26 protein-coding genes, 1 tRNA gene and 1 pseudogene are annotated in these 24375 nt (G+C 61.3%); 19 read left to right on the forward strand and 9 right to left on the reverse strand.

Translation table 11 applies throughout. The features are described 5' to 3' along the window. The first annotated feature begins 146 nt into the window (after nt 1–146). Both istA and istB read left to right on the forward strand, forming a co-directional pair. Nucleotides 147–1666 (forward strand): annotated as a pseudogene (gene istA, locus IM739_RS05610) (IS21 family transposase). Continuing rightward, nucleotides 1656–2450, forward strand: a complete 795-nt coding sequence (gene istB, locus IM739_RS05615) for an IS21-like element helper ATPase IstB (RefSeq protein ID WP_237368523.1) — start codon at nt 1656–1658, stop codon at nt 2448–2450. The pseudogene istA and the gene istB overlap by 11 nt, the downstream one beginning before the upstream one ends. On the opposite strand, the gene IM739_RS05620 is transcribed toward istB, so the two are convergent. After that, complete coding sequence (locus IM739_RS05620; RefSeq protein ID WP_237370219.1) at nt 2451–3104, reverse strand: DUF3102 domain-containing protein; 654 nt, start codon at nt 3102–3104, stop codon at nt 2451–2453. An 84-nt stretch (nt 3105–3188) separates the two neighbouring features. Next, a complete protein-coding gene (locus tag IM739_RS05625) occupies nt 3189–3689 on the reverse strand; it encodes a hypothetical protein (RefSeq protein WP_237370220.1) in 501 nt (166 codons plus the stop codon). A 267-nt stretch (nt 3690–3956) separates the two neighbouring features. Here IM739_RS05625 and IM739_RS05630 point away from each other — a divergent pair, with 267 nt between their 5' ends. After that, nucleotides 3957–4139: a hypothetical protein gene (locus IM739_RS05630; protein ID WP_237370221.1), complete on the forward strand. Its 183-nt coding sequence runs from the start codon at nt 3957–3959 to the stop codon at nt 4137–4139. Nucleotides 4140–4169: 30 nt separating this feature from the next. Here the strand turns inward: IM739_RS05630 and IM739_RS05635 are convergent, their stop codons facing one another. Further along, nucleotides 4170–5432 carry a type II toxin-antitoxin system HipA family toxin gene (locus IM739_RS05635; RefSeq protein ID WP_237370222.1) on the reverse strand — a complete coding sequence of 421 codons (1263 nt, stop codon included), beginning with the start codon at nt 5430–5432 and terminating at the stop codon, nt 4170–4172. After that, nucleotides 5429–5662: a helix-turn-helix domain-containing protein gene (locus tag IM739_RS05640; RefSeq protein WP_442981096.1), complete on the reverse strand. Its 234-nt coding sequence runs from the start codon at nt 5660–5662 to the stop codon at nt 5429–5431. Before IM739_RS05640 ends, IM739_RS05635 begins: the two co-directional genes overlap by 4 nt. Before the next feature lie 465 nt (nt 5663–6127). On the opposite strand from IM739_RS05640, the gene IM739_RS05645 reads away from it, so the two are divergent. The 8 genes from IM739_RS05645 (at nt 6128) to IM739_RS05680 (ending at nt 12759) form a co-directional block, all read left to right on the forward strand. Next, nucleotides 6128–6376: a hypothetical protein gene (locus IM739_RS05645; RefSeq protein ID WP_237370224.1), complete on the forward strand. Its 249-nt coding sequence runs from the start codon at nt 6128–6130 to the stop codon at nt 6374–6376. Beyond that, nucleotides 6373–6660: a DUF1488 family protein gene (locus tag IM739_RS05650; protein ID WP_237370225.1), complete on the forward strand. Its 288-nt coding sequence runs from the start codon at nt 6373–6375 to the stop codon at nt 6658–6660. The genes IM739_RS05645 and IM739_RS05650 overlap by 4 nt, the downstream gene beginning before the upstream one ends. A 119-nt stretch (nt 6661–6779) precedes the next feature. Continuing rightward, complete coding sequence (locus IM739_RS05655) at nt 6780–7067, forward strand: hypothetical protein (protein WP_237370226.1); 288 nt, start codon at nt 6780–6782, stop codon at nt 7065–7067. Between the two features lie 261 nt (nt 7068–7328). Then, nucleotides 7329–7607, forward strand: coding sequence for a hypothetical protein (locus IM739_RS05660; protein WP_237370227.1), 279 nt, complete (start codon nt 7329–7331; stop codon nt 7605–7607). 15 nt (nt 7608–7622) lie between these two features. Beyond that, complete coding sequence (locus IM739_RS05665; RefSeq protein ID WP_237370228.1) at nt 7623–7826, forward strand: hypothetical protein; 204 nt, start codon at nt 7623–7625, stop codon at nt 7824–7826. A 97-nt stretch (nt 7827–7923) separates the two neighbouring features. Then, nucleotides 7924–10203: a glycosyltransferase family 4 protein gene (locus IM739_RS05670; protein WP_237370229.1), complete on the forward strand. Its 2280-nt coding sequence runs from the start codon at nt 7924–7926 to the stop codon at nt 10201–10203. Between the two features lie 38 nt (nt 10204–10241). After that, nucleotides 10242–11555 (forward strand): glycoside hydrolase family 130 protein, encoded by a 1314-nt coding sequence (locus IM739_RS05675; protein ID WP_237370230.1) that lies wholly within the window; start codon nt 10242–10244, stop codon nt 11553–11555. Nucleotides 11556–11595: 40 nt separating this feature from the next. Next, the gene (locus tag IM739_RS05680) at nt 11596–12759 is read left to right on the forward strand and encodes an AGE family epimerase/isomerase (RefSeq protein WP_237370231.1); all 1164 of its coding nucleotides are present in this window, start codon (nt 11596–11598) and stop codon (nt 12757–12759) included. Nucleotides 12760–12883: 124 nt separating this feature from the next. Here the strand turns inward: IM739_RS05680 and IM739_RS05685 are convergent. After that, nucleotides 12884–12957: transfer RNA gene (locus tag IM739_RS05685), tRNA-Gln, on the reverse strand. A gap of 295 nt (nt 12958–13252) precedes the next feature. Here IM739_RS05685 and IM739_RS05690 point away from each other — a divergent pair. The 3 genes from IM739_RS05690 (at nt 13253) to IM739_RS05700 (ending at nt 16236) form a co-directional block, all read left to right on the forward strand. After that, nucleotides 13253–14998, forward strand: a complete 1746-nt coding sequence (locus IM739_RS05690) for a Ppx/GppA phosphatase family protein (RefSeq protein ID WP_237370232.1) — start codon at nt 13253–13255, stop codon at nt 14996–14998. Nucleotides 14999–15001: 3 nt separating this feature from the next. Beyond that, entirely contained in the window at nt 15002–15793 is a 792-nt protein-coding gene (locus IM739_RS05695; RefSeq protein WP_237370233.1) for an RlmE family RNA methyltransferase, read from the forward strand. 62 nt (nt 15794–15855) lie between these two features. Beyond that, nucleotides 15856–16236 carry a VOC family protein gene (locus tag IM739_RS05700; RefSeq protein WP_237370234.1) on the forward strand — a complete coding sequence of 127 codons (381 nt, stop codon included), beginning with the start codon at nt 15856–15858 and terminating at the stop codon, nt 16234–16236. Nucleotides 16237–16251: 15 nt separating this feature from the next. Here IM739_RS05700 and IM739_RS05705 read toward each other — a convergent pair whose 3' ends face one another. Both IM739_RS05705 and IM739_RS05710 read right to left on the reverse strand, forming a co-directional pair. Beyond that, nucleotides 16252–17658 carry a DHA2 family efflux MFS transporter permease subunit gene (locus IM739_RS05705; protein WP_237370235.1) on the reverse strand — a complete coding sequence of 469 codons (1407 nt, stop codon included), beginning with the start codon at nt 17656–17658 and terminating at the stop codon, nt 16252–16254. 138 nt (nt 17659–17796) lie between these two features. Then, complete coding sequence (locus IM739_RS05710) at nt 17797–18045, reverse strand: hypothetical protein (RefSeq protein ID WP_237371125.1); 249 nt, start codon at nt 18043–18045, stop codon at nt 17797–17799. Here IM739_RS05710 and IM739_RS05715 point away from each other — a divergent pair. Beyond that, nucleotides 17939–18922: an MBL fold metallo-hydrolase gene (locus tag IM739_RS05715; RefSeq protein ID WP_237370236.1), complete on the forward strand. Its 984-nt coding sequence runs from the start codon at nt 17939–17941 to the stop codon at nt 18920–18922. The genes IM739_RS05710 and IM739_RS05715 overlap by 107 nt on opposite strands. An 81-nt stretch (nt 18923–19003) precedes the next feature. Here IM739_RS05715 and IM739_RS05720 read toward each other — a convergent pair whose 3' ends face one another. Beyond that, a complete protein-coding gene (locus tag IM739_RS05720; RefSeq protein WP_237370237.1) occupies nt 19004–19315 on the reverse strand; it encodes an ATPase inhibitor subunit zeta in 312 nt (103 codons plus the stop codon). Nucleotides 19316–19635: 320 nt separating this feature from the next. Here IM739_RS05720 and guaB point away from each other — a divergent pair, with 320 nt between their 5' ends. From guaB to adhP, 4 genes are all read left to right on the forward strand, one after another. Next, nucleotides 19636–21126, forward strand: a complete 1491-nt coding sequence (gene guaB / locus IM739_RS05725; protein ID WP_237370238.1) for an IMP dehydrogenase — start codon at nt 19636–19638, stop codon at nt 21124–21126. A gap of 88 nt (nt 21127–21214) precedes the next feature. Then, nucleotides 21215–21631 carry an MAPEG family protein gene (locus IM739_RS05730; protein ID WP_237370239.1) on the forward strand — a complete coding sequence of 139 codons (417 nt, stop codon included), beginning with the start codon at nt 21215–21217 and terminating at the stop codon, nt 21629–21631. 83 nt (nt 21632–21714) lie between these two features. Then, nucleotides 21715–22590, forward strand: coding sequence for a dienelactone hydrolase family protein (locus IM739_RS05735; protein ID WP_237370240.1), 876 nt, complete (start codon nt 21715–21717; stop codon nt 22588–22590). Nucleotides 22591–22784: 194 nt separating this feature from the next. Next, complete coding sequence (gene adhP, locus IM739_RS05740) at nt 22785–23813, forward strand: alcohol dehydrogenase AdhP (protein WP_237370241.1); 1029 nt, start codon at nt 22785–22787, stop codon at nt 23811–23813. Between the two features lie 93 nt (nt 23814–23906). Here the strand turns inward: adhP and IM739_RS05745 are convergent, their stop codons facing one another. Then, nucleotides 23907–24368 (reverse strand): carboxymuconolactone decarboxylase family protein, encoded by a 462-nt coding sequence (locus IM739_RS05745; RefSeq protein ID WP_237370242.1) that lies wholly within the window; start codon nt 24366–24368, stop codon nt 23907–23909. Between the last annotated feature and the right edge of the window lie 7 nt (nt 24369–24375).

Raw genomic sequence — 24375 nt, forward strand, 5'->3', positions numbered from 1 at the left:
GGATTAGGCTGGATTCCTGGATTCTGACATTATTTGTTGGTTTCCACGCGGAACTGAGCCGGTTAGGCGCATAATTTCCATTGAGAATTGAGCCATGTGAACCTTCCCCCAACGCGGTGAGCGACGGGGGCAACGGAGTGATCCACATGGGACTTTTAAACATCATCCGTCGGATGAAGCTGCGCGAGAAGCAGTCGATCCGCGAGATCAGTCGGCATACCGGTTTGTCGCGTAACACGATCGCGAAGTATTTGAACGCTGGTACGATCGAGCCGACGTTCACGGGACCGGAACGACTGAGCAAGTTTGATCCCTATGCCGACAAACTTGCTGGCTGGCTGAAGACCGAGGCCGGGAGGTCGCGCAAGCAGCGCCGAACGCTGAAGCAGCTTCATCCGATCTGGTGGTTCTCGGCTTTACCGGCTCCTATGGTCGGGTCGCCGCCTTTGCCCGTGAGTGGCGGGTTGAGCAGCAGACGACTGGCCGCGGCATATTCGTTCCTCTGTCTTTCCGCCCAGGCGAAGCATTCCAGTTCGATTGGAGTGAAGACTATGCCGTGATCGGCGGCGAGCGCACGAAGCTACAGGTCGCTCACATCAAGCTGTCGCACAGCCGCGCCTTTCTGGTCAGGGCCTATCTGCTCCAGACGCATGAGATGCTCTTCGATGCCCACTGGCACGGCTTCCGGGCGTTTGGCGGCGTACCTGGTCGCGGCATCTACGACAACATGAAAACGGCGGTCGATCGTGTCGGCCGCGGCAAGGAACGGCAGGTCAACATCCGTTTCCTCGCGATGACGAACCACTACGTCTTTGCGCCTGAGTTCTGCAATCCCGCCGCCGGCTGGGAGAAGGGGCAGGTCGAGAAGAACGTCCAAGATGCCCGACCGCGGCTGTGGCAACAGATGCCAGACTTTCCGGATCTGGCGGCATTGAATACCTGGCTGGAACAGCATTGCCAGGACCTGTGGCGCGACACAGCGCACGGCACCTTGCCCGGCACGATCGCGGACGTCTGGTCCGCAGAACAACCAGCATTGATGCCGCTCCCCGCTGCATTTGACGGCTTCGTCGAGCAGAGCAAGCGCGTCTCGCCGACATGCCTGATTACCTTTGAGCGGAATCGCTACAGCGTGCCTGCATCGTTTGCGAACCGGCCCGTCAGCCTGCGGATATATCCCGAAAGACTGGTGGTTGCGGCTGAGGGCAATGTCCTATGCGAGCATGAGCGGATCATTGAGCGCAGCCACGACAAGCCGCCGCGAACGATTTACGACTGGCGACATTACCTTGCCGTCATCCAGCGCAAACCCGGTGCCCTGCGCAATGGTGCACCCTTCCTGGAATTACCGCTGGCCTTCAGACAGTTGCAAGATCAGATGCTTCGCCGCCCCGGCGGTGATCGTGAGATGGCCGATATCCTTGCGCTTGTCCTTCATCACGACGAACAGGTCGTCCTCAGGGCTGTGGAACTGGCCTTGGATGCGGGGGTGGCGACCAAGACGCATGTGCTGAACCTGCTGCATCGGCTGATCGACGGCAAGACAATCGATGGTCCCGACATCGATACGCCACAGGCTCTGATCTTGCTGCGTGAACCCAAAGCAAATGTCGAACGCTATGATGACCTACGCGCCCGGATCGCAGGAGGCCGCCATGCGTCATGACCCCGCAAGTGCTGCCGTCGTCATCATGCTGCGGAGCCTGAAGATGTATGGCATGGCCCAAGCCGTCACCGACCTTATCGAGCAAGGCGCTCCCGCCTTTGATGCGGCCGTGCCAATCCTGTCCCAGTTGCTGAAGGCCGAGATGGCCGAGCGCGAGGTCCGCTCCATCGCCTATCATATGAAGGCTGCCCGCTTCCCGGCCTACAAAGACATCTCCGGCTTCGACTTCGCCGCCAGCGAGATCAACGAGGCCACCGTGCGCCAATTGCACCGATGCGAGTTCATGGATGGGGCGCAGAACGTTGTCCTTATCGGTGGCCCTGGCACTGGCAAAACGCATGTCGCGACCGCTCTTGGAATCCAGGCCATCGAGCATCATCGCCGAAAGGTCCGCTTCTTCTCGACCATCGAATTGGTCAACGCGCTCGAGCAGGAGAAGGCCAAAGGCAAGGCAGGCCAGATCGCCGAGACACTGGTTCGCCTCGATCTGCTTATCCTCGATGAGCTCGGATACCTTCCGTTCAGTGCCTCAGGCGGTGCACTGCTGTTCCATTTGCTGAGCAAGCTTTATGAGCGCACCAGCGTCATCATCACCACCAACCTCAGCTTCAGCGAATGGGCAACGGTCTTCGGCGACGCCAAGATGACGACAGCTCTGCTGGACCGCCTCACCCACCGTTGCCATATCCTGGAAACCGGGAACGACAGCTTCCGCTTCAAAGCCAGCTCGGCCGCAGCAGCGCAAAAGAGAGGAGAAAAGACCAACCCATTGACCAAAGCCTGATCAGAAAACCATAATCAGAGGTGGCTCACTTCTCGGTGGAAAAACCGGCTCAGTTCCGCGTGGAAACCAACAGTCGAGTGTCACCTTCTCTGTCCCGATAGCAACCTTTGGAGCCGCGTTCTTGGCGGCAACGATCTTCTTCTCGATCTGCCTGGGGTCGGGTTTCTCGCCCCGCTTGATCTCGTCAATTACCGACTGCCTGACCGCGTCCGGCGTGCTCTTTGACGCAAGCTTGTAAACCGTGGACGGAGGCAGTGCATCAATAACCTGCGGCGTCGAACCGAAAGCAATCGCCGAGTTCATGTAGTTCTGCGCGGTCCGCTCCTTCCAGCCGAAATGGAATTCCAGCCACTTGCCGAACTTCCCGTGTCCGAGCGTCTTCTTGATAGCCAGCAGTTCCTTGCCAGTCTCGAGGGTATGCACCTTAAGACGAGTCCGGATCCGCTTGGCAGCTGCTTCTGCCTCCTTGGCTACCGCAGCAGGAAGACCGGCATAATCAAAGGACCGGACATCGGCAGCTTTAGGCTTTGGCGCAGGTAGAGCCACGATGTTGGTGGCAGGCGCAGACGTTTTCTCTGCAGGGGCTGCTGCGATTGATTCAGAAAGGTCGAGATCAGTCAGCTCTTCATCATTCACCTTGGAAACATAAGCCATCGAGTAACTCCTTGAATATTTGTTCGACGCAAAACCGCAATGGTTGCGGGTATGACACCTTGGTTGCGTGGTTGAGATCGGCGATTAGTCTGCTGCCTTGGTCTGCGGGTGGGTTCGTCTGACGCGCTTGTTGAGGTTGTGGCGCATCTTTTTCAGGCGCTCCAACTCATCCAGCGCTTGCTTGGAGTTCGGACCAGTGAGGCCGAACTTTTTGACCTCCTCGATCCGTGCCTCGATCTCGCTCCGCTTGAAATCAGAGATGTCGTGCGCCAGCGTCTCGACCACGTCCTCCAGCAGGCTGAGGACCAGCTCAGCTTTGCCAAGGGAATTGAAGGCTGCGGCCTGGTCGTCTTCATCAATCTCAGATCGATCCAGCGGTTCAATGCCCTCGTCCAGGCTAAAGTCCCACCATTTGCTGCCGAGGATAAGGAAGTGGCTTGCGAATCCTGTGCGCTTGTCCTCTCGGCAGAAATCGGAAAACGCCTTCTTAAACACCGAGGTATTTAGCGATCGCTCCTGCGCCGATTGCCTGTCTCGTTCCCGCTTCCGTGCCTCTCGCTTGTATTCGGCCCAACTTTTTCGCATGTCCGTCTCCTTTCGTTGGACGGACAATGTCCAAGTGCGTTGGACATCTCAAGTCCAATCACATGTCCAAACTGAGAGGGCAGGAGGTGATGGCCGGGGCCGGCACGGAGGTGTCTTTGCTTTTTTTCCCAACGCGTCGTCGGTCGATCCCTAGGATCGCTGCCGTTCCCAGCCGTGGGGCGGCTGACTACGTTGAGGAATATGATAGGATGAGCTGCGCAGACGGGACGAAGCTACTCCCATACGCTTGCTCCTAAGGTGAGGACGATGATCGACAACAGCGAGAAGCACATTCGGCGAGCGAGGCGAGGTTACAAGCCGCTGGACGCTGGTGACCTCGTGACCAGAGAATATGAGCGCCATGGGGAACTCATGGAAGCGCTCAGGCAGTCCGAGGCTGATGAGGATTCTGCCCAGGATCCGGTGAACAACACGGACGTCGAGCAGTAGGTCGTCCTTCCTGCGAGTCAGCTCTGGCACCTACAGGCTAGGCTTCTCCAGCGCTCTTCTGACCAGGGCGCATCTGGTGTCGATGATTTTCCGGACGGTCTTCAGGATTGGATGGTAGGTGCCGTTCTCGGACATCTCTTCCAACAATGCGTCGGCTTCCAGCCCGATCGTGTCCGCCATGCGGACCAGCTCGCCGGCAAGCATGCGCGTGGCGGCCTTGTTGGTCGGCACGAGCGACGCCCAGTGCTCCATCTGAATCGTATCTGGCAGTGACCTGCCGCCGAGTGCCATCGCCATTTTCTTTGACAGTCGTGGATAGGCCGCCGTGCAAATAGCGTCATACATCGGTGCCAGGTCCGGCGCCTTCCCACGATAGAGCAGGGCATAGTTCTTGGCATGAGCGTCGGCATTGCCGATCAGGTAGTGAAACATGAGCATTCGCTGGAAACGCAATGTCTCGGCTGCGGGCTTGGCCGTCGTCTGCCGGATCAGCTGGAGGCACTGACTGATGCCGGGGCCTCCTTCTTCCTCATATTTGAGCTCCGGGGGCACGCTCAGCGCCTGGCAGAAGTCTTCCTGGTGCAGCCGCTCGATCCGCCCGTCTTCAAGCGTCAGCCGATCGTAGCGCTCGACCAGGAAGTAATCGACCTTGCCGGCTGCGCCCTTCGACACAGCGGGGACATCGAGGCCGAGACGACGTCCCAGGCTCATGCAGAACACTTCGTTCTCCACGGTGCCGTCGAGGCCCTCGATGAACGGTTTCAGGATATGCGTCGTCGGGCGCCCGCCTCGGGGCAGCAATATCTGACCGTTGAGAACGGTGACAGCCAGCTTGTCCTGAGCGCCGGCAAGCGAAAGGCGCACGTCCGCTTCCCCGCCGAGCAGGGGCCTCTGTCTGAGCAGGGAGAGGATCTTCTCCAGATGCTTCTCATCCAGCGCCTCGGCATCGTCCGTAGTCGAGGCCGGTGGCAGCTGTCCTGGCGGAACAAGCGATAAGGCGCCCGCACATTCCCCGCCGATAATCTCGAGCAGCCCGAAGGCGTTACCTGAGGATATGCCCAGTGCTGCAGCCAATCGGCGTCTGGCGCCTTCATCAGGCAGGAGGCCGGAGAAGAAAGGGCGGGTGACGCGATCGATGAAGGGTTCTTCCTGCACCGGCAGCGACACCGACAAGGCGACCGGATCATTGGCGAGGTAGTCGCCGTCATAAGCGAAGGTGAGCGAGGCGTCGTCGTCCTGCTTGAGCTCGCCGGCCTTGCGATCCTTGAGATAGACGTCCAGCACGCGGCTCATGAGGAGGCACCGCGAGAAGTAATACTCACGGTCAAGCCGAGCGTCTGCAGGACGGTCAGAGCAAGTCCGACTCGACAGCTTTCCTTGCCGCTCTCCAATTCGCGCACGAACCTCACGCCCACGCCCGCGACGCCGGCGAGTTGTTCCTGGGTAAGTTCCTGACGCTTCCGCTCGGCGCGGATTAGCTGGCCGAGTGCTGCGCTATCGGAGACTGTTGTCATGTCAATCATCCCTTTCGGGATTATTGAAGCACAAGAGTCGACTGATTGCACGAAAAAGAACCGAACGGGACGATAATTGGCGGAGTCAATGGGCGCGAACGCTGATAACCCCGATCGGGACTCTCGCTGGATTTAATTGGCCGCTGACCATCGCCGGCCTGCTGCAATCGTGTCGATCCCACTATCGACCTACCAAATCAGACCCGTCCTCGTCTCGGTCTCAAGGGTCGCAGGGAGGGACCTAGACGAACCCTTCTTCAAAGGCAGTTATCGAGGCACCATGAAGTGGCCCGCTAGAGCCAAGCGCGGCGTCGTCTCATGACGACGACGTCTCCAATCACGCCCTATGGATGTTTTTCCACGGCCCTTGCAAGTTCTGATGAGCAGGCCCATATTGATCTAAGTGGCAGCCATTGAACGGGCACTGCCATTTTCTGGGCGGCACTCACCCTGGCCCCAATAAAGGAGGACGTCATGTCTTCCGACCTTCATCAGCCTATCGGCAGCTTCGACATCAACATCATCAGAAACGCGCTCCGGCATGCCGGGTTTCGCTATGAAGAACCGCTTTGCGAACTGGACCGCGGCGCGGCGCGGCATGCGATTACCCTCTACCAGAAGGGCGTCCACAGATCCGGCGAATTGATTTCCGCCGTGAACCTCTGGGCAGACAAGGCCGTCCTCGCGCGGCTGAAAAGTAGCTGTCAGGTCACGAGCCTGTGACCCTCTTTTTCCCCAATTCAACCCGTGCCTATGACGAGACCCGCGGTTTCATTCGTTTCATCGGGCATGATGGTCTGAACCAGGTTCTGTTTCTATTGCCTGTGGCACTCTTTGAGCGTGAGGGGGCGACCAACCGCCGGAAGGAACGCGACTATCTCCTGGCATTCGATCGCCTGCGGGAGCGCATCCTGACGACAGCGAGGCAAGCCTATCAGTCTCGGCGACGACATATGATCGAACTCGATCTCAGTGCATTCGGGTCGTCCCTCCAGTCGGCGACCTGACGACGCCAATCAAAGCGCTTGGCGAACTCGGAAGAGGAACAAGTCATGGTCGATCGTAAGCAATCCACTGCAGTGATCGTCCATGACGACCGCCTCTGGCAGACATTCGGCCTTCGACCATGCTGAAGAACGATCCTCCAGAGTGTGAGCGAAAGCTGGCTGACCTGGCGCTTCTGCGTGCGCTGCTCCACCGTTCAAGCTACTCGAGCGCGGGTCTCCGGGCGCAGTCAGGTGGCAACTATGCAAGAGAGGTCGTGATCATCGATCGCCTTCGCAAGGGAATGGTCATGAGCGATATGCAGGCAGCCGTCTGGGATACTGTTGTTTTCAGTCACGCTACGGCTATGTCGGCTGGGAAGGCGAGGGCGGAAGTCCCTGTGATCGCGATCAAGTTGCTACAACCGTGAGGAGCGGCGGCTAATGGGGACTTCGGACAAGGTGATCATACTGGCTGACATCCGTAAAAAGCGGATCGTGTCTGCGACATGCCGACCGAACGTCTTCGAGATCAGGTCAGGGGCCGGGAAGCGGCCGGATTGCAGTATCCATCCGTTTACAGTGCGGCCCGCTGTTCCGCCGAAGCAGGCTTGATGAACACTGAGGTCGCATCCCGAGCTGATCTCTGCACTGCCGCCACACGACACCGATCCCCCGCAAAGGAGTCTCAGATGTTTACGCGAACGAAGACGAGAACCGTGCATTTCGATGCGCCCTTCACCCTCAAAGGTCTGGACGGGCCATGTCCCGCTGGCGACTACCAGGTGCAGGACGACGAGGAACAGATCACCGGAATCTCCTGGCTCGCCTATCGGCGCGTGGCAACCATGATTGAAGTGTTTGCCGGCAAGAAGAAGAGCCTGGTCCAAATAGATCCGTCGGACCTGGATGCCGCTCTCGACATGGACAGAGTCCTTACCGGCCAGAAAAGCCTGAACACAACGCACTGATGATTGGAGAAACTCATGCCTTCTCACCGTTTTATCGTCGGCCAAATGGTTCGTCTCGTGACCACAAAGGGTCTGTCGCCGGCCGCCGCCGTCACCTACACGATCGAGGCCCCCATGCCGGCCTATCATAATAGCCCGCAATATCGGCTCTGGAATGCCGAGCTTCAGCAGGGGCGCGTCGCTCTGGAGCGGGATCTGGAGGCTATCGGCTCGGCGTGAACCCGATGCCGAGGCGCGTGCATCCACCATGCGGTCGCGCTGTGCGTCACTGGCTTTTTTGGCGAGACCTCGCCACCATGTTCTGAAGGGAACGCAGATGAGCAGACCGACACGTATCGCCTTCATTGGCAACTCTCTTCCCCGCCAATGCGGCATAGCGACCTTCACCGGCGATCTCTCCCAGGCGCTGGTCGATGCGGCCGAGCCCATCCAGACGAGCATCGTCGCCGTGACGGATGCCAAGCAGAGTTACGCCTATCCTGGCGATGTGATCTTCGAGATCCGCGAGGAAGAAGTCGAAGACTATGTGACGGCTGCGCGGGTCCTGAACGAAGGTCGGTTCGATGTGGTTTCGCTGCAGCACGAATTCGGCATCTTCGGCGGTGACGACGGCGAGTTCATCCTCACGCTGCTGGAAAACCTGCGCATTCCGCTCGTCACCACCTGCCACACCATCCTTGCCGAACCGACACCGTCCCAACACCGCGTGTTGCAGAAGGTCGCCGCTCACTCCAGCCGTGTCGTCGTCATGGCCGAAAAGGGTCGCACGCTGCTCACGGAAATCTATGGCGTCGCCTCCCAGAAGATCGACGTCATCGCCCATGGCATTCCTGATCGACCCTTTCACGATCCGGACCTTGCCAAGATCGAGCGCGGTTACGCCGGCAGGCCCATTGTCCTGACATTTGGTCTCCTCTCTCCCAACAAGGGCATAGAGGTGGTCATCGACGCCATGCCGTCGATCCTGAAAGAGAACCCCGAGGCCCTGTATATCGTGCTGGGCGCGACGCATCCGACGCTTCTGCGCCAGCAGGGCGAGGCCTATCGCGACGGGTTGCGCCAGCGCACCGAGCGGTTGGGCGTCGATCATGCGGTGCAGTTTCTCAATCGCTTTGTCGATCTGCCGACGCTTCTCGACTTCATTGCCATGTGCGACGTCTATGTGACGCCCTATCTGGACGAGGCTCAGATGACGTCGGGAACGCTCTCCTACAGTTTCGGCATGGGCAGTGCTGTGGTTTCGACGCCTTACTGGCACGCCTGCGATCTCTTGTGCGACGGCCGCGGCGTGTTGGTTCCCTTTGGGGATGCGCCGGCGACGGCTAAGGCAATCGCGACCTTGCTCGGCGATGACGAGGCCAGGATGGCGATGCGCAAGAGGGCCTACGAGGCCGGTCGCGCGATGATTTGGTCGCATGTGGCCTCACTCTATCTCGACAGCATGGCAAAGGCGCGAATTGCCTATCGGCCCAAGCTCGTCAGCGACCTCATGTCTTTGCGGATCAAGCGTCCGCCGCAGCAGACAGCTTTGAAACTTGGCCATCTGCAGACGATGTGCGACGACACGGGCATCATCCAGCATGCGGTGTTCTCCGTGCCGGACAGGTCTCATGGCTATTGCGTCGATGACAACGCGCGAGCCCTGCTTCTGTCCTCGCTCCTGTCGATCGTCGGCGAGACGGGCATAGCGGAAAGGATGACAGCCTCTTTCGCGGCCTTCGTCGAACACGCCTGGAACTCTGACACCGGCCGTTTTCGAAACTTCATGAGCTACGACCGCCGTTGGCTCGAAGATAAAGGCTCCGAAGACAGCCATGGGCGAACCCTCTGGGCGCTCGGGGCCTGCGCCCTGTCTGATGCCGATGGACCACGCCGCCGATGGGCGAGTGCCCTCTTTGCCCGGGCGATGTCCGTCACGCTCGACTTCCGTTCCCCGCGCGCCTGGGCCTTCACGCTTCTCGGCCTCAACGATTACTGCGCGGCCAATCCTCAAGACCCCCACGCTCGCATGCTGCGTACACGGCATGCTGAAAACCTGATGGACCTGGAGCGTCGTGTGTCGACGGGCGGGCGCCGTTGGTTCGAGGAAGGGCTTTCCTATGAAAATGCGCGGCTGAGCCAGGCCTTGATCATGACGGGCCTGTCGACCAAGGTGCCGGCTTTCGTCGAGACAGGTGTTGCGACGCTTGAATGGCTGATGACCCAGCAGACGGGCGAGAAAGGTCATTTTCGTGCCATTGGCACCGATGGCTTCTTCGAGGTCAGGCAGCCGCCCAAGCCTTTCGACCAACAGCCAGTCGAGGCGACGGCAACCGTGGCCGCCTGCCTTGCGGCCTACGAAGCGACCTCGGACAGGAGCTGGATCGAGGCCGCGCACAGGGCCTTCGACTGGTTCACGGGCAGCAATGATCACGGCATTTCCCTCGTTGACCCGGAGACGGGCAGTTGCCGCGACGGCCTGCATGTGGACCGCCCCAACGAGAACCGGGGTGCCGAATCCGTGCTCTGCTACCTGATTTCCTGCGTCGAGCTCGGTCGCGCCAACCAGATGCTGCGGCCGGTCATGCCGAGGGTCGGCGCCAGGCAATTGTCATGAGCCGCGCCATTCACAGCGAACATTCAGAAAGATCAAATTTGCCCCACTCGAGCCTCCTCAATCGGCAGGCCCTCTATCTGAGACCGGATCCGACACGGGTCATCGTGCGCCCGTTCAAGCCATCCACCGAACCGCGGCATCTCAATCCGCGCGACAAGACCAGGGCCAACGAAATCGTCGATCGCGTGCTGTCCTTGGACCCGACTTCGACCGCCAACCAGTTGCGCGACATTCTCGCCAATTTCGACGGCCGGCATCGGAACCTGTTGCGACAGTTCGAGCTGCGGGCGGACGCGATGGAGGATGCCTTCCTCCATCATCAACAGTTCAGTCAGCAGCAGAGGCAACTGGTCGGGGCCTATTTCATGAACGAATATTCGTTCGAGTCCGCCGCTCTGTTCAATCCGAGCATCGTGCCGCATCCGGATCAGTCCGGCGTTGCAGATGGGAGCCGCCGGCTGATCATTAGTCTGCGGGCTGTGGGCGAGGGACATATCTCCTCGCTCACCTTCCGCGCCGGCGTGATCGACGCGGAGGGGGCCGTCACCATCGATGCGCCGACGCAACTGGCAGGTCTGCCGGACATCCATGCGAGCGACGGCCTGGCGCCCGCCGGTTGCATCGGACTCAGTTTCAAGGAGGAAAGTGATCTTAGCGAGCGGGTCATCTTTCCGGTGACCGAGGCGCAGTCGAACGGCATCGAGGATGCCCGTTTCGTCGCCTTCGAGGACGAAGGCAAGACGATCTACTTCGCGACCTATACCGCCTATAGCGGCTCATCCATCCGCTCGGAGGTTCTGGAGACCACCGACTTCCTGAACTTCACCCTGACGCCGCTGCGGGGACCCGCCGCCCGCAACAAGGGCATGGCGCTCTTTCCCCGGCGCATCGATGGCCGCTACGCAATGATCGCCCGGCAGGACAGCGAAAACCTCTTTCTGCTCTATTCCGACGACCTGCATCAATGGGATGAAGGACGTCTGCTGATGAAGCCGGAATTCGCCTGGCAGTTCGTCCAGATCGGCAATTGCGGCTCCCCTGTTGAAATTGACGAGGGATGGTTGCTGTTTACCCATGGCGTGGGACCGATGCGGCGCTATGCAATCGGGGTGACGCTGCTCGACAAGCACGACCCGAGCATCATCCTGTCGCGGACGGTAGAGCCGCTGCTGCAGCCCGAACCGACGGAGCGCGAGGGCTATGTGCCGAATGTCGTATATTCCTGCGGTGCCATGCGGCATGGCGATCTGATTGCGCTGCCATATGCCGTCTCGGATACCTATTCCAACTTCACCACGATCAAGATCAGCAGGCTTCTGGAAACGATGCATCCCACCGGGGCAGCCTTGTGAATGCGGACAGTGGGTCGTCCGCCCCACCAGGCGATCGTCCATGAGCGTCCAGCAACTGAAACGCGTCTTCCTCGAGGAAATTTTGCCCACCTGGAGCAAATCCGGCTTCGACGAGACCTGCGGCCAATTTGTCGAATACCTGGAACTGGATGGGTCGCCGCAGGAAGCAGGTGAGGTGCGGACCCGAACGGTGGCCCGTCAGATCTATGTTCACGCCCATGCCGCCCATCTCGGTGTCGCCCCCTCAGCATCGCTCGCCATGGCAGAACGTGCCTTCGCCAACCTGCACCGCGTCGCCTGGGTCAGCGGGAAGCGCGGTGGCTATGCGAGAAGCTTCAACCGCCATACCGAGCTCATTACCGATCCTGTTCGCGATCTCTACGACAATGCCTGTGTGCTGCTCGCGCTCTCATGGCTGCTGACGGCGACCGGCAAGGACGTCTACCGACACCAGATCGACCAGACGATCCTGGCGGTCGACCGGACCCTGACAGACCCCTTTGGCGGCTGGGCCGAAGACAGCGATGGCACGCTTCCTCGCCGCCAGAACCCGCACATGCATTACCTCGAAGCCACATTGGCCTTGTGCGAGAACACCCGGACCTCCAAGCATATGAGGTCGGAAGGCAAGGCTTTCGCACTCTTGCGCTCGCATTTTTTCGTCGGACCAAAGGGGCCGCTTCACGAGTTTTTTGGCCCCCAATGGGAACTTGCCGACCGATACGGATCCGATCGGCTGGAGCCAGGCCACATGTGCGAGTGGGTCTGGTTGACGACCCGTCACGATAGTCTCGCTCGCAGCGATAACATCAATATATGCTTGGACCTGTTTTACACCGCGCTGGCGGTCGGGCGCATGGACGGCTCGATTTTCCTGGTCGATACCGTTTCGGCAGATAAGGCGATCAGCCCGTCACGGCGCCTGTGGCCGCAGCTGGAGATGCTCAAGGCCTTCATGGCGCTTAATGAGCGGCTTGGCTTCACGGGATATCGGACAGAGGCGGACGACGTCGCCTCCGCAATCCTCGCTGCTTACATGTCGGGCGTGCCACGCGGTTGCTGGCATGACTGTCTTGACCTGAACGAGGTGCCGACCGCCCGCACGATCCCGGCAAGCTCGCTCTATCACCTCTGGACGGCTCTCGCGAAGCCGGTCGAGGATGTCAGACTTGCCGACTCAATACGAGACGCTGAAAGCTGTTGATCATTATCGCGGGAAACAACGCTTTTGTTTGTAATCCTGATCCGGAAAAATGATGCGGAAAACTGTTCCGATTGCCTTTGGCGCCGGTCATCTAAGTCATTGAAAAATATGAAAAAAGAGGGATTGGCTGGGGAACCTGGATTCGAACCAAGATTAACGGAGTCAGAGTCCGTCGTTCTACCGTTGAACTATTCCCCAGCAGGGTCCGGGTGCGAAGATCGTGCGCCCGTCGGTGAGGCGGGCTTATAACCAAAAGGTGGACGATTGCAAATACCTGCTGCGAAAAAAAATTGCGAATGATGTCGATTGTTTACGGGCGAGGTTTCGCCGGCATAGGCGCGCGCGCCGGAGGGCAAAGCGACAACCCCGGTCGTGGTGAGAAAAACCGTTTGGCTTGAGGGTCTTGCGCTGGTATGCTGGCGCCAACGAAATGGATATGACACCAGCGGCATGCGTCAACCTTGATGCCTTGCGCGGTGCAGTGGAAAACTCAGTGACAGACCCCGACCGCGGCGGAAAGCCGAAAAGCGAGGGGGCGTCGACGGGCAAGCGCAAGGGCGGGAATTCCCGTCGGCGCGGCAAGGGAAGAAAGACAGCGGCGGCGCAAGCCGGTGCGGAACTTTCGACTTTGGCAGGATCGGCTGGTGAGCAGGTTCTGGTTCGACGTTCCGAAACAGTCGTTGCGGATGGTCCCATCCGCAAGCGAAAGCGCCGTCGTCGCAGCAAGGCCGCGTCAGGTGCGCCGGTGACGTCGGGTGCATCCCCACCGTCAAGGCAGGCATTGTCCCAGGATTCCAGTTCTCAGGATCCAAGGCCTCAGGCCTCCGGCCAGGCATTGGCGAAGGCTGACAACGCAGCAGCGTCGGCGCATTCTGTCGCGTCCGCCGGCGGGCGCGATGGCGCTCCGCAGGGTGGTCGTGAGGCGACCCGTGATCCCCGCCAGGCCTCTGGAGAGCCCCGGTCGGGCCGCAAGCGCCGGCGCAATCGGCGTGGCACCCAGGCGATTGCCCGTCCCGGCCAGGTGCGGCCGCTCGCCGGCTCCCAGCCGCCGGCCAGCAAGCCCGCGCCCTCCGGTGGTCATCCTGCCGGCGCCAGGCTGCACCCGCCCGAGATCCAGTCGCCGTCCGCCAGCCAGGCGCCGCGCGTGGCCCAGGCCGGTCATCCGCATGATCGGCCCCATCCGGATCGCAACCGGGCAGTGGCCGCGGAAGGCTCGCATGACGACCTCTACGCGGCGCTCGATCTTGGCACCAACAATTGCCGCCTGCTGATTGCCCAGCCGACCCGTCCCGGCCAGTTCCGCGTCGTCGATGCCTTTTCGCGCATCGTCCGCCTGGGCGAGGGGCTGGCCGCAACCGGACGATTGTCGCAGGATGCGATGGACCGCGCCGTCGAGGCCTTGCGCATCTGTGCGACAAAGCTCGCCGGCCGCGAGATCCGCCGCATGCGGCTGATCGCCACCGAGGCCTGCCGCGCGGCCGAAAACGGCGAGGAGTTTCTCGCCCGCGTCACGGTCGAGACCGGTCTGGACCTCGAGATCATCAATCGTGAGACTGAAGCGCGGCTTGCCGTGTCCGGTTGCTCGTCTCTGGTTGGTCGCGAAGCGCGTTCCGTCGTGCTGTTCGATATCGGCGGCGGTTCGTCGGAGATCGCGGTGATCCGCATCAATGAAACCCGCTCCAGCCGGCTCGCCAATCACATCACCCACTGGACCTCGCTGCCGGTCGGTGTCGTCACCCTGTCCGAACGCCATGGCGGCCGCGATGTCACGCCGGAAGTCTTCGAGGCTATGACCGCCGAGGTTGCCGGCATGTTGTCCGGTTTCGATTGCCCGCCCGTGCCGCTCGGTCCCAGTGGCGCGCCGGAGGATTTCCATCTGATCGGGACGTCCGGCACGGTGACGACGCTTGCCGGCGTGCATCTCGACCTGCCACGCTACGACCGGCGCAAGGTGGACGGCGTCTGGTTGTCCGACGCGGAAGTCACGGCCATGCAGGCCAAGCTCCTGTCCTGGGATTTTGCCGGCCGTGCCGCCAATCCCTGCATCGGCCCTGATCGTGCCGATCTGGTCCTGGCCGGCTGTGCCATTCTCGAGGCCATCCGCCGCCGCTGGCCGTCCACCCGCATGCGGGTTGCCGACCGCGGCCTGCGCGAAGGCCTTTTGACAGACATGATGGCGGATGACGGCGTTTGGCGCCGCGGCCGCAATCGTCGCCCACCACATTTCAGGGAGCGCTGAGCCATGAGCAAGCCACCGATCGGCGGCAATCGCACCGGCCGCAAACTTGGCCAGAAGGTCAAGAAGGGCAAGCTGAAGGCCTCGTCCAGACGCTGGATCGAGCGCCACATCAATGATCCCTATGTGCAGCGCGCCAAGCTCGAAGGCTACCGCGCCCGCGCCGCGTTCAAGCTGCTCGAGATCGACGAGAAGCACCAGATCCTCAAAGGCGCAAGGCGCATCATTGATCTCGGAGCAGCCCCGGGCAGCTGGTCGCAGATTGCCGCCAAGGTCACCGATTCCACCGACGACGACATCCGCGTCGCCGCAATCGACTTCCTCGAGATGGCGCAGCTTCCGGGCGTCAAGATCCTGCAGCTCGATTTTCTCGATCCCGATGCGCCGCGCCAACTGATGGAGGCCGTCGGCGGTACGCCGGATCTGGTGATTTCCGACATGGCGGCGCCGACCACCGGCCACCAGAAGACCGACCATCTGCGCACGATGCATCTGTGCGAGGTCGCGGCCTATTTTGCCGTCGAGGTCCTTGCCGAAGGTGGCCATTTTCTCGCCAAGACCTTCCAGGGTGGCACGGAAAAGGATCTGCTGAACATGCTCAAGCAGAACTTCCGTCAGGTCCTGCACATCAAGCCGCCCTCGTCCCGTTCGGAATCGGTCGAGATGTTCCTGCTCGCCAAGGATTTCAAGGGCAAACGCACCGGTCTTGGCGCCCGCAATCTCGAACGCGGCGAAGACGATGGCGGGTTCGCCTACGATCCGCGCGAGGATGTGCCCGCCGACGAGAACCAGGACTGACCGGCGTAAAACTGGCGAGCAACCAGGAGACGACAGTCTCAACAGGACGGGAAAACGCAAGGATGCTGCTTTACATCACCCTCGGCTCCACCGATCTCGCCCGCTCGCAGATTTTCTATGATGCCGTGCTGGCAACGCTTTCGGTGACACGCCGCGTGACTGAAGACGATGAACTCGGCTACGGCAGCGAAGCGGACAGCCGCTGCCGGCTCTGGGTCCTGACGCCCGTCAATGGCAGGCCGGCAACCTTCGGCAACGGCGCAATGACGGCGCTTGATGCGCCAAGCCGCGCTGCGGTCGATGCCTTCCATGCGGCAGCGCTCGCCAATGGCGGCACGGACGAGGGGGCTCCCGGCCTCAGGCCCTATCACGCAAGCTTTTATGCCTGCTATGTCCGCGACCCCGACGGCAACAAGCTTTCGGCCGTGTGCGAGACGCCCTGAACGGCGATCACAGCATCATTTAACCGCAATGGTCTCAGTCTCGGTGGATCGGCGATAGCCGGAAACCGCCGATCCGACATCGCGCGGCAGCCCGAAAAACGGGATGATCGCGAAGACGGAAAGGCCGGCCACGACCGCGAAGGCGACGTGGAAATCACCGAGCGACAACGGACCGCCCGATAGCGTCGTGCTGGTTTCAAGAATGGCGGCCGCCACGGCAACCCCGAGCGCCAGGCTGATCTGCTGCAGCACCGATGTCAGCGACGTGGCCTGGCTTGCATACCTGTCCTCGATTTCCGCATAGCCGAGCGTATTGACGCCGGTGAAGAAGAAGGACCGGAAGAAACCGCCGATCAGCAGGAAGGCCATGATCACCGCGATCGGCGTTGCTGGCGTGAAGACCGCATTGGCGGCGGTCGTCAACGTGCCGCCGAGGCCCGCCGCGATCAGGATATTGCGGAAGCCGGCAGCCGCAAAGACGCGCCGCGCTACGAATTTGGTGGTGATCGCGCCGACGGCCGCGATGAACGTCGTCATACCCGATTCGAAAGCGCTCATCCCGAAGCCGAGTTGCAGCATCAGCGGCAGCAGGAACGGTGTTGCGCCCGCCGCCAGCCGGAAACCGGTGCCGCCGATGATGGAGGCGCGGAAGCTGCGATTGGCAAACAGGCTGAGGTCGAGCAGCGGTGCTGCATGGCGGCGGGCATGCCCGACATAAAGCACCAGGCACAGCAGGCCGATCACCGCCGCACCGATGCCGACGGTGATCGGCAGGCCCGGCAGGCTCATGACGGACAGGCCGAAGACCAGTCCGGAGGCGGCGATGGAACTGAGCGCAAAGCCTTTCCAGTCGATCGGTGCTGTCGCCACCGGATCAATCTCGGGTAGATGGATGCTGGAGAGCCAGAGGCCCGCCAGGCCGATCGGGATATTGATCAGGAAGATCCAGTGCCAGCTGAAGAAGGTGGTGATGAAGCCGCCGACGGGCGGGCCGGTGATTGGGCCGAGCAGGCCGGGAATGGTCAAGAGCGCCATGGCCGAGACCAGATCGCTGCGTTTCGTGGTGCGCAGCAGAACGAGACGGCCGACCGGCGTCATCATCGCGCCACCCATGCCCTGCAGGAACCGTGCCGCGACAAAAGTGGTCAGCGAGCCGGATACGGCGCAGAACACCGATCCCAACATGAAGACTACGATTGCCGCCCGGAAGATGCGTTTCGCGCCGAAGCGATCCGCCATCCAGCCGCTGATCGGTATGAAGATCGCCAGTGCCACCATATAGGCGGTCAGCGCCAGCTTCAGGGTGATGGGGCCGACATGGAGATCGGCGGCGATCGTCGGCAGGGCCGTGGCGATCACCGTCGAATCCATCTGCTCCATGAAAAGCGCAACGGCGAGGATCAGCGGCGTGATGCGGTTCATCGAAATGTCCTGGGGAATTCGGCAGGCGGGTGGGTGGACCGTTTGGCGGTGTGGCGTGGTTTCTATCCGATTCACGATGGCTGCGAAATCGTCACCTGTGCTTTCGCCGCTCGACGTTTGGCCGGCAATATACAGGCGTCAGCCGCACCGATTGTTCCACGTCTCGTCCCATTCGCGGATCACGATGGTGTGAGGCGACTTTCCTCCGCTGCCGTGAAACCTATTTCGCCACGAGAGCTTGGCTTGCCGGGCACTGGAGTTTTCAACGAAGGAGTTTTCGATGATTTCGCTAAAAAGACGAATGTTGTTGGGTGGCGCGGGCGTCGCGCTTGCATCGCCGATGATCATGGCCGCAGCCAGCGCGCAGACCGGAGCCGACACTTCCATGGATATCAACCATGCCATGCCGCCCGAAACCCATCGCTTCAAGGTCGGCAAGTTCGAGATCGTCGTCGTCAAGGATGGTGCGCGGCCCTCGGACAATCCGCAGGAGATTTTCGGAACCAACCAGACGCCGGAAGTCGTGGGCGCCCTGCTCGAAGCCAATTTCCTGCCGGCCGACAAGTTCGTCAACAGCTTCTCCCCGACCCTGGTCAACACCGGTTCGGAGGTCATCCTGTTTGATACCGGGTTCGGCGAAGGGGGACGTGCTAATGGCAATGGCCGTTTGCTCGAGGGGCTGACCGCTGCCGGCTACAAGCGTGAGGACGTCACCATCGTCGTGCTCACCCATATGCATGGCGACCATATCGGCGGCCTGATGGAAGGCGGCAAGCCGGCCTTTCCGAACGCCCGTTATGTCACGGGTCAGGCGGAATACGATTTCTGGGTCGATCCGGCCCGTGCCGGTACGCCTGCGGAAGGGGGCCACAAGGGCGTGCTCGCCAATGTGAAGCCGCTTGCCGAGAAGATGACCTTCATCGGCGATGGTGGCGAGGTTGTCTCGGGCGTGACTGGCATGGCCGCCTTCGGTCACTCTCCGGGCCACATGATCTACAGCGTGGAATCGGAAGGCAGACAGCTGGTGCTGACCGCCGATACGGCAAACCATTTCGTGCTGTCGCTGCAGCGGCCGGACTGGGAAGTGCGTTTCGACATGGACAAGGCCGCCGCTGCCGCAAGCCGCAAGAAGGTCTTCGACATGCTGGCGACCGACAAGCTCGCCTTCCTCGGTTACCACATGCCGTTCCCGGCTGTCGGTTATGTCGAGAAGATCGATCAGGGCTACCGTTTCGTGCCCAAGGCCTATCAGTTCGATATCTGATCTGTATCCGTCAGGTATCTGGAAAGGGCCTGCATGCGCACGAGAGCGCCGTGCAGGCCTTGAACCTCGGGACGGTAGCCTTTAGCGACCCTTGTAAAGATCCTCGGCTGCCGTGCGCAGCATAGAGACCATGCGGTCTTGAATGTCGGTGTCGAGCACGGCCACGCCGGCTGCATCGAAATCGTGGCGCAGGCGTTCCAGCACCTTGTGCTCGCCTTCGACTGCCGTCATCGCCAGCTCCTTGGCATAGGCCTCGCCGTCGCCGGCGCCGATCACGGATGCCGCCCAGAGCCCGATCAGCGCATTGCGGCGCGCTTCCGTCTTGAACAGGAGTTCCTGATCGCGGGCAAATTGGTTCTCGTGCGCAACTGCGCGTTTTCTGATTGCTGTCATGTGTCGTGTCCCCGTTTTGATCTTGCTTTTTATTCAGATGCCGGCCGTTTTCGGCGCGATCCAGGCTCTTCTAGCGGAGAACACTTGAAGATCTCTTCATTAGCATGATTTAATTCTCGTTAAACGCGAGTTTTGATCGCTTCGAAGACGCGGCAGGGTGCAGAAAAGCAGGCGCCGCGCGTGAAAACCATTTTGCTATTCCCTTCCTGTCATGAACGTGTTACCAGCCCTCGCCAACTTCCAAGCAGTTTTTGCAGGAGCAGCCGGACGTATAAATCGTCCCGGAGCCTCCGGCTTTTTATCAAACGAAGGAAATGGCAATGGCACGGATCGTAATTTCGGCAACCGGCGCAGAAGCGCTTACCTTTGACGACGTGCTGCTGCAGCCTGGCCATTCCGAGATCATGCCGGGCCAGACCAATATCTCCACACGGATTGCAAAGGACATCGACCTGTCGCTGCCGATCCTGTCGTCGGCCATGGACACGGTCACCGAGAGCCGTCTGGCGATTGCCATGGCGCAGTCCGGCGGCATGGGCGTCATCCATCGCAACCTGACCCCGATCGAGCAGGCCGAAGAGGTCCGCCAGGTCAAGAAGTTCGAGAGCGGCATGGTCGTCAATCCGGTGACCATCGGCCCGGACGCGACGCTGGCCGAAGCGCTGTCGCTGATGAAGGCGCATGGTATCTCTGGCATCCCGGTTGTCGAAAATGGCGGCCGCCCGGGCCGTCTCGTCGGCATCCTGACCAACCGCGACGTCCGCTTCGCTTCCGATCCGACCCAGAAGATCTACGAACTGATGACCCGCGAAAACCTGATCACGGTTCGCGACGGTGTCGAACAGGGTGAGGCCAAACGCCTGCTGCACGCCCATCGCATCGAGAAGCTGGTGGTCGTCGACAATGAAGGCCGTTGCGTCGGCCTGATCACCGTCAAGGACATCGAGAAGTCGCAGCTCAACCCGAATGCCGCCAAGGATGCCCAGGGCCGCCTGCGCGTCGCCGCCGCCATCTCCACCGGCGATGACGGCCGCGAACGTGCCGAGCGCCTGATCGAGGCCGGCGTCGACGTCATCGTCGTCGACACTGCCCATGGCCATAGCCAGAAGGTCCTCGACGCGGTTGCCGAAGTGAAGAAGATGTCGAATGCCATTCGCATCATCGCCGGCAATGTCGCCACCAGCGAAGGCACCCGTGCCCTGATCGACAACGGCGCCGATTGCGTCAAGGTCGGCATCGGCCCCGGCTCGATCTGCACCACGCGTATCGTCGCGGGCGTCGGCGTTCCGCAGCTCGCAGCCGTCATGGCGGCGGTCGAGGAGGCCAACAAGCACGGCATCCCGGTGATTGCCGATGGCGGCCTGAAGTTTTCGGGTGATGTCGCCAAGGCGATCGCTGCTGGCGCATCGGCGGTCATGGTCGGCTCGCTGCTGGCCGGCACCGACGAAAGCCCGGGCGAGGTCTATCTCTACCAGGGCCGCTCGTTCAAGGCTTACCGCGGCATGGGTTCCGTCGGCGCCATGGCGCGCGGCTCGGCCGACCGTTATTTCCAGGCGGAAGTGCGCGACACGCTGAAGCTGGTTCCGGAAGGTATCGAGGGCCAGGTTCCCTACAAAGGCCCGGTCTCAGCCGTGCTGCACCAGCTTGCCGGCGGCCTCAAGGCCGCCATGGGTTATGTCGGCGGCAAGGACATCAAGGACTTCCAGGAAAAGGCGACCTTCGTGCGCATTTCCGGCGCCGGCCTTCGCGAAAGCCATCCGCATGGCGTGACGATCACGCGCGAAAGCCCGAACTATCCCGGCGGCGCGTGATCTCTGAACTCCGTTACACACACCAGGGCCCGAAGTCGGCAACGACCTCGGGCTTTTTCATGAGAGTGATTTGAACAAGGACCTTTCCATGACCGGTTTCGAAATGTTCTGGCCTCTGGTCGCCCATGCCTTCCTCGTCTTCTGCCTCTATGCCCTGCTGGTCCTGCGCCGAAGCCAGGTCGTGCGTTCCGGCAAGGTCGAGCGTATCGCCTTTCGCGAAAACCTTGCCGAACCCGAGGAAAGCCGCGTGGTCAACAGCTCGATCGCCAACCAGTTCGAGCTGCCGATCCTGTTCTATGCCGTCTCGATCCTGCTCTACATCACGCAGGCCGACAACTTGCCCGCCGTGGTACTCGCCTGGTTCTTCGTCGCAACCCGCTATGCCCATGCCTATGTGCATGTCTTCGGCAACCGGCTGCATCTGCGCCGGCCGCTGTTTGGTCTGGGTTTTGCGACGCTCGTTGTTCTCTGGGTCTGGCTTTTCGCCTGGATGGCCTTTTCGTGATCCTGCGGTAACGCAGTTTTGTCTGGGCTTGGCCGCCGGCGGGCCTATCTTCACCGATGTTGAATTCAACGTGGGAGAAGGACATGGACAAGCCGAAGATAACCCAGGCGATGATCAACGCCTATGATGAATACACCCACCTGACGCTCGATCGTCGTGGCTTCATGGACAAGCTGACCCGGCTCGCCGGCACGGGTGCCGCAGCCGCGGCCATCCTGCCGCTCCTGGCCGCCAACCAGGCCGGCGCCACCATCGTTCCGGAAGCAGACGACCGCCTGGACGCTCAGGACATCACCTATCCGGGTGCCGGCGGCGAGATGAAGGGTTATCTCGTGGTGCCCAAGGGCGCGACCGAAAGGCTTCCGGCGGTCATCGTCATCCATGAGAACCGCGGCCTCAATCCGCATATCCGCGATGTCGCCCGGCGCATGGCGCTCGAAGGTTTCGTGGCGCTCGCCCCGGATTTCCTGTCGCCGCTCGGCGGCACGCCGGAGAACGAGGATCAGGCCCGCGAAATGTTCTCCAAGCTCGACGTGCCGGCAACGGTTGCCAATGGCGAGGCAACACGTGCTTTCCTCGCCAGCCATGACAAGACCAATGGCAAGGTCGGCGCGATCGGCTTTTGCTGGGGCGGCGGCATGGTCAACCGCATGGCCGTCGCCTCGCCGGAGCTTGGTGCAGGCGTCGCCTATTATGGTGCCCAGGCGCCCGCCGAGGACGTGCCGTCGATCAAGGCGCCGCTGATGCTGCACTATGGCGGGCTCGACGAGCGCATCAACGCCGGCATCGATGCCTACAAGGCTGCCTTGGATGCCAATGGCAAGACCTATGAGCTGTTCGTCTATGACGGCGTGAACCATGCCTTCAACAACGACACCTCGTCGGCTCGCTACGACAAGGCCGCAGCCGATCTGGCCTGGTCGCGCACCGTCGCGTTCCTCAAGACGAATCTCGCGTGACCGGAGGTCGGCGGAGGGAGTGCCCTTCGCCGACCCGGCTGCCTCCATGACAGTCCGATGAAATTCCCGCCTTTTTGACACGGATCAATCACCCTCCCTCCATGCGCGCATAGTCTGCCGCCATACCCGCCGGACAATCCTGCCGGGTATGGCCCGGCCAAGTGGGCAATCGTCAATTTTGACTGGAGGATATGATGGCATCGACAATGAAGGCTGCGGTGGTGCGAGCATTCGGCAAGCCGCTGGTGATTGAAGAACATCCCATACCCGAACCCGGTCCGGGCCAGATCCTGGTGAAATACGAGGCGACGGGCGTCTGCCATACCGACCTGCATGCCGCCAATGGCGATTGGCCGGTCAAGCCCAATCCGCCGTTCATTCCCGGTCATGAAGGTGTCGGCTATGTCGCCAGGCTCGGCGCCGGCGTCTCGCGCATCAAGGAAGGCGATCGGGTCGGCGTACCGTGGCTGCACACGGCCTGCGGTTGCTGCAATCCCTGCCGGACCGGCTGGGAGACCCTGTGCGGCAGCCAGCAGAACACCGGCTATTCGGTCAACGGCACCTTTGCCCAATATGGTCTGGCAGACCCGGATTTCGTCGGCCGCCTGCCGGACAATCTCGAGTTCGGCGCGGCAGCCCCGATCCTCTGCGCCGGCGTCACCGTCTACAAGGGCCTGAAGGAAACCGAAGTGCGCCCCGGCGAATGGGTCGTCATCTCCGGCATCGGCGGCCTTGGCCACATGGCCGTCCAATATGCCAAGGCCATGGGCATGCATGTCGCCGCCGCCGATATCTTCGATGACAAGCTGAAACTTGCCAGGGAACTCGGCGCCGATGTCGTCGTCAATGGCACGGCCGAGGATGCGATCGAACAGGTGCAGAAGGCGACCGGTGGCGTGCATGGCGCGCTGGTCACTGCCGTCTCGCCCAAGGCGATGGAGCAGGCCTATGGCTTCCTGCGCTCGAAGGGCACCATGGCCCTGGTCGGCCTGCCTCCGGGTTTCATCTCGCTGCCGGTTTTCGAAACGGTGCTCAAGCGCATCACCGTACGCGGCTCGATCGTCGGCACCCGACAGGATCTCGAGGAAAGCCTGCAGTTCGCTGGCGAAGGCAAGGTGGCCTCGCATTTCTCCTGGGACAAGATCGAGAACATCAACGACATCTTCAAGCGCATGGAGAAGGGCCAGATAGACGGCCGTATCGTGCTGGACCTGGCGGCCTGATCGCCACATTCCCGGCAATCGTCAAAAGGCGGCGCATAAGAGTGCGCCGCCTTTTGATTATCGTGCCTCCCCATGGGCCTCTTGAGGTCCGCCTCAGGCAGCCGCACGCGGCTTGTCGATCGGATGCTGGAAGCGGAAACCGACGGCGAGCCGGTTCCAGACATTGATGGCCCCGATCGCGACCGTGATGTTGGCGATTTCGGCTTCGCTGAAATGCGTCTTCAGGGCCTCGAAGTCCGCGTCCGGTGCGCCGGTGCCGACAAGATTCGTGACGGCATCGACCCAGCCGAGAAGGGCGCGTTCGCGGGCTGAATAGACCGGCGATTCCCGCCAGACCGACATCATGTTGATCCACTGCTCGGACAGCCCGTCATGGCGGGACTCCTTCACATGCATGTCGACGCAGAAGGCACAGCCGTTGATGATCGAGGCGCGCAGCTTGATCAGGTGGATTTCCGAGCGGGCAAGGCCGCTGGACTGGACGTAGGTTTCCAGGCCGAGCACGGCCTTGAAGGCGGCCGGCGCCGCCTTCTGCATATCGATACGGGGATGCATGATGGTT

The organism is Rhizobium sp. SL42 (genome assembly GCF_021729845.1).
Lineage (GTDB): Bacteria > Pseudomonadota > Alphaproteobacteria > Rhizobiales > Rhizobiaceae > Allorhizobium.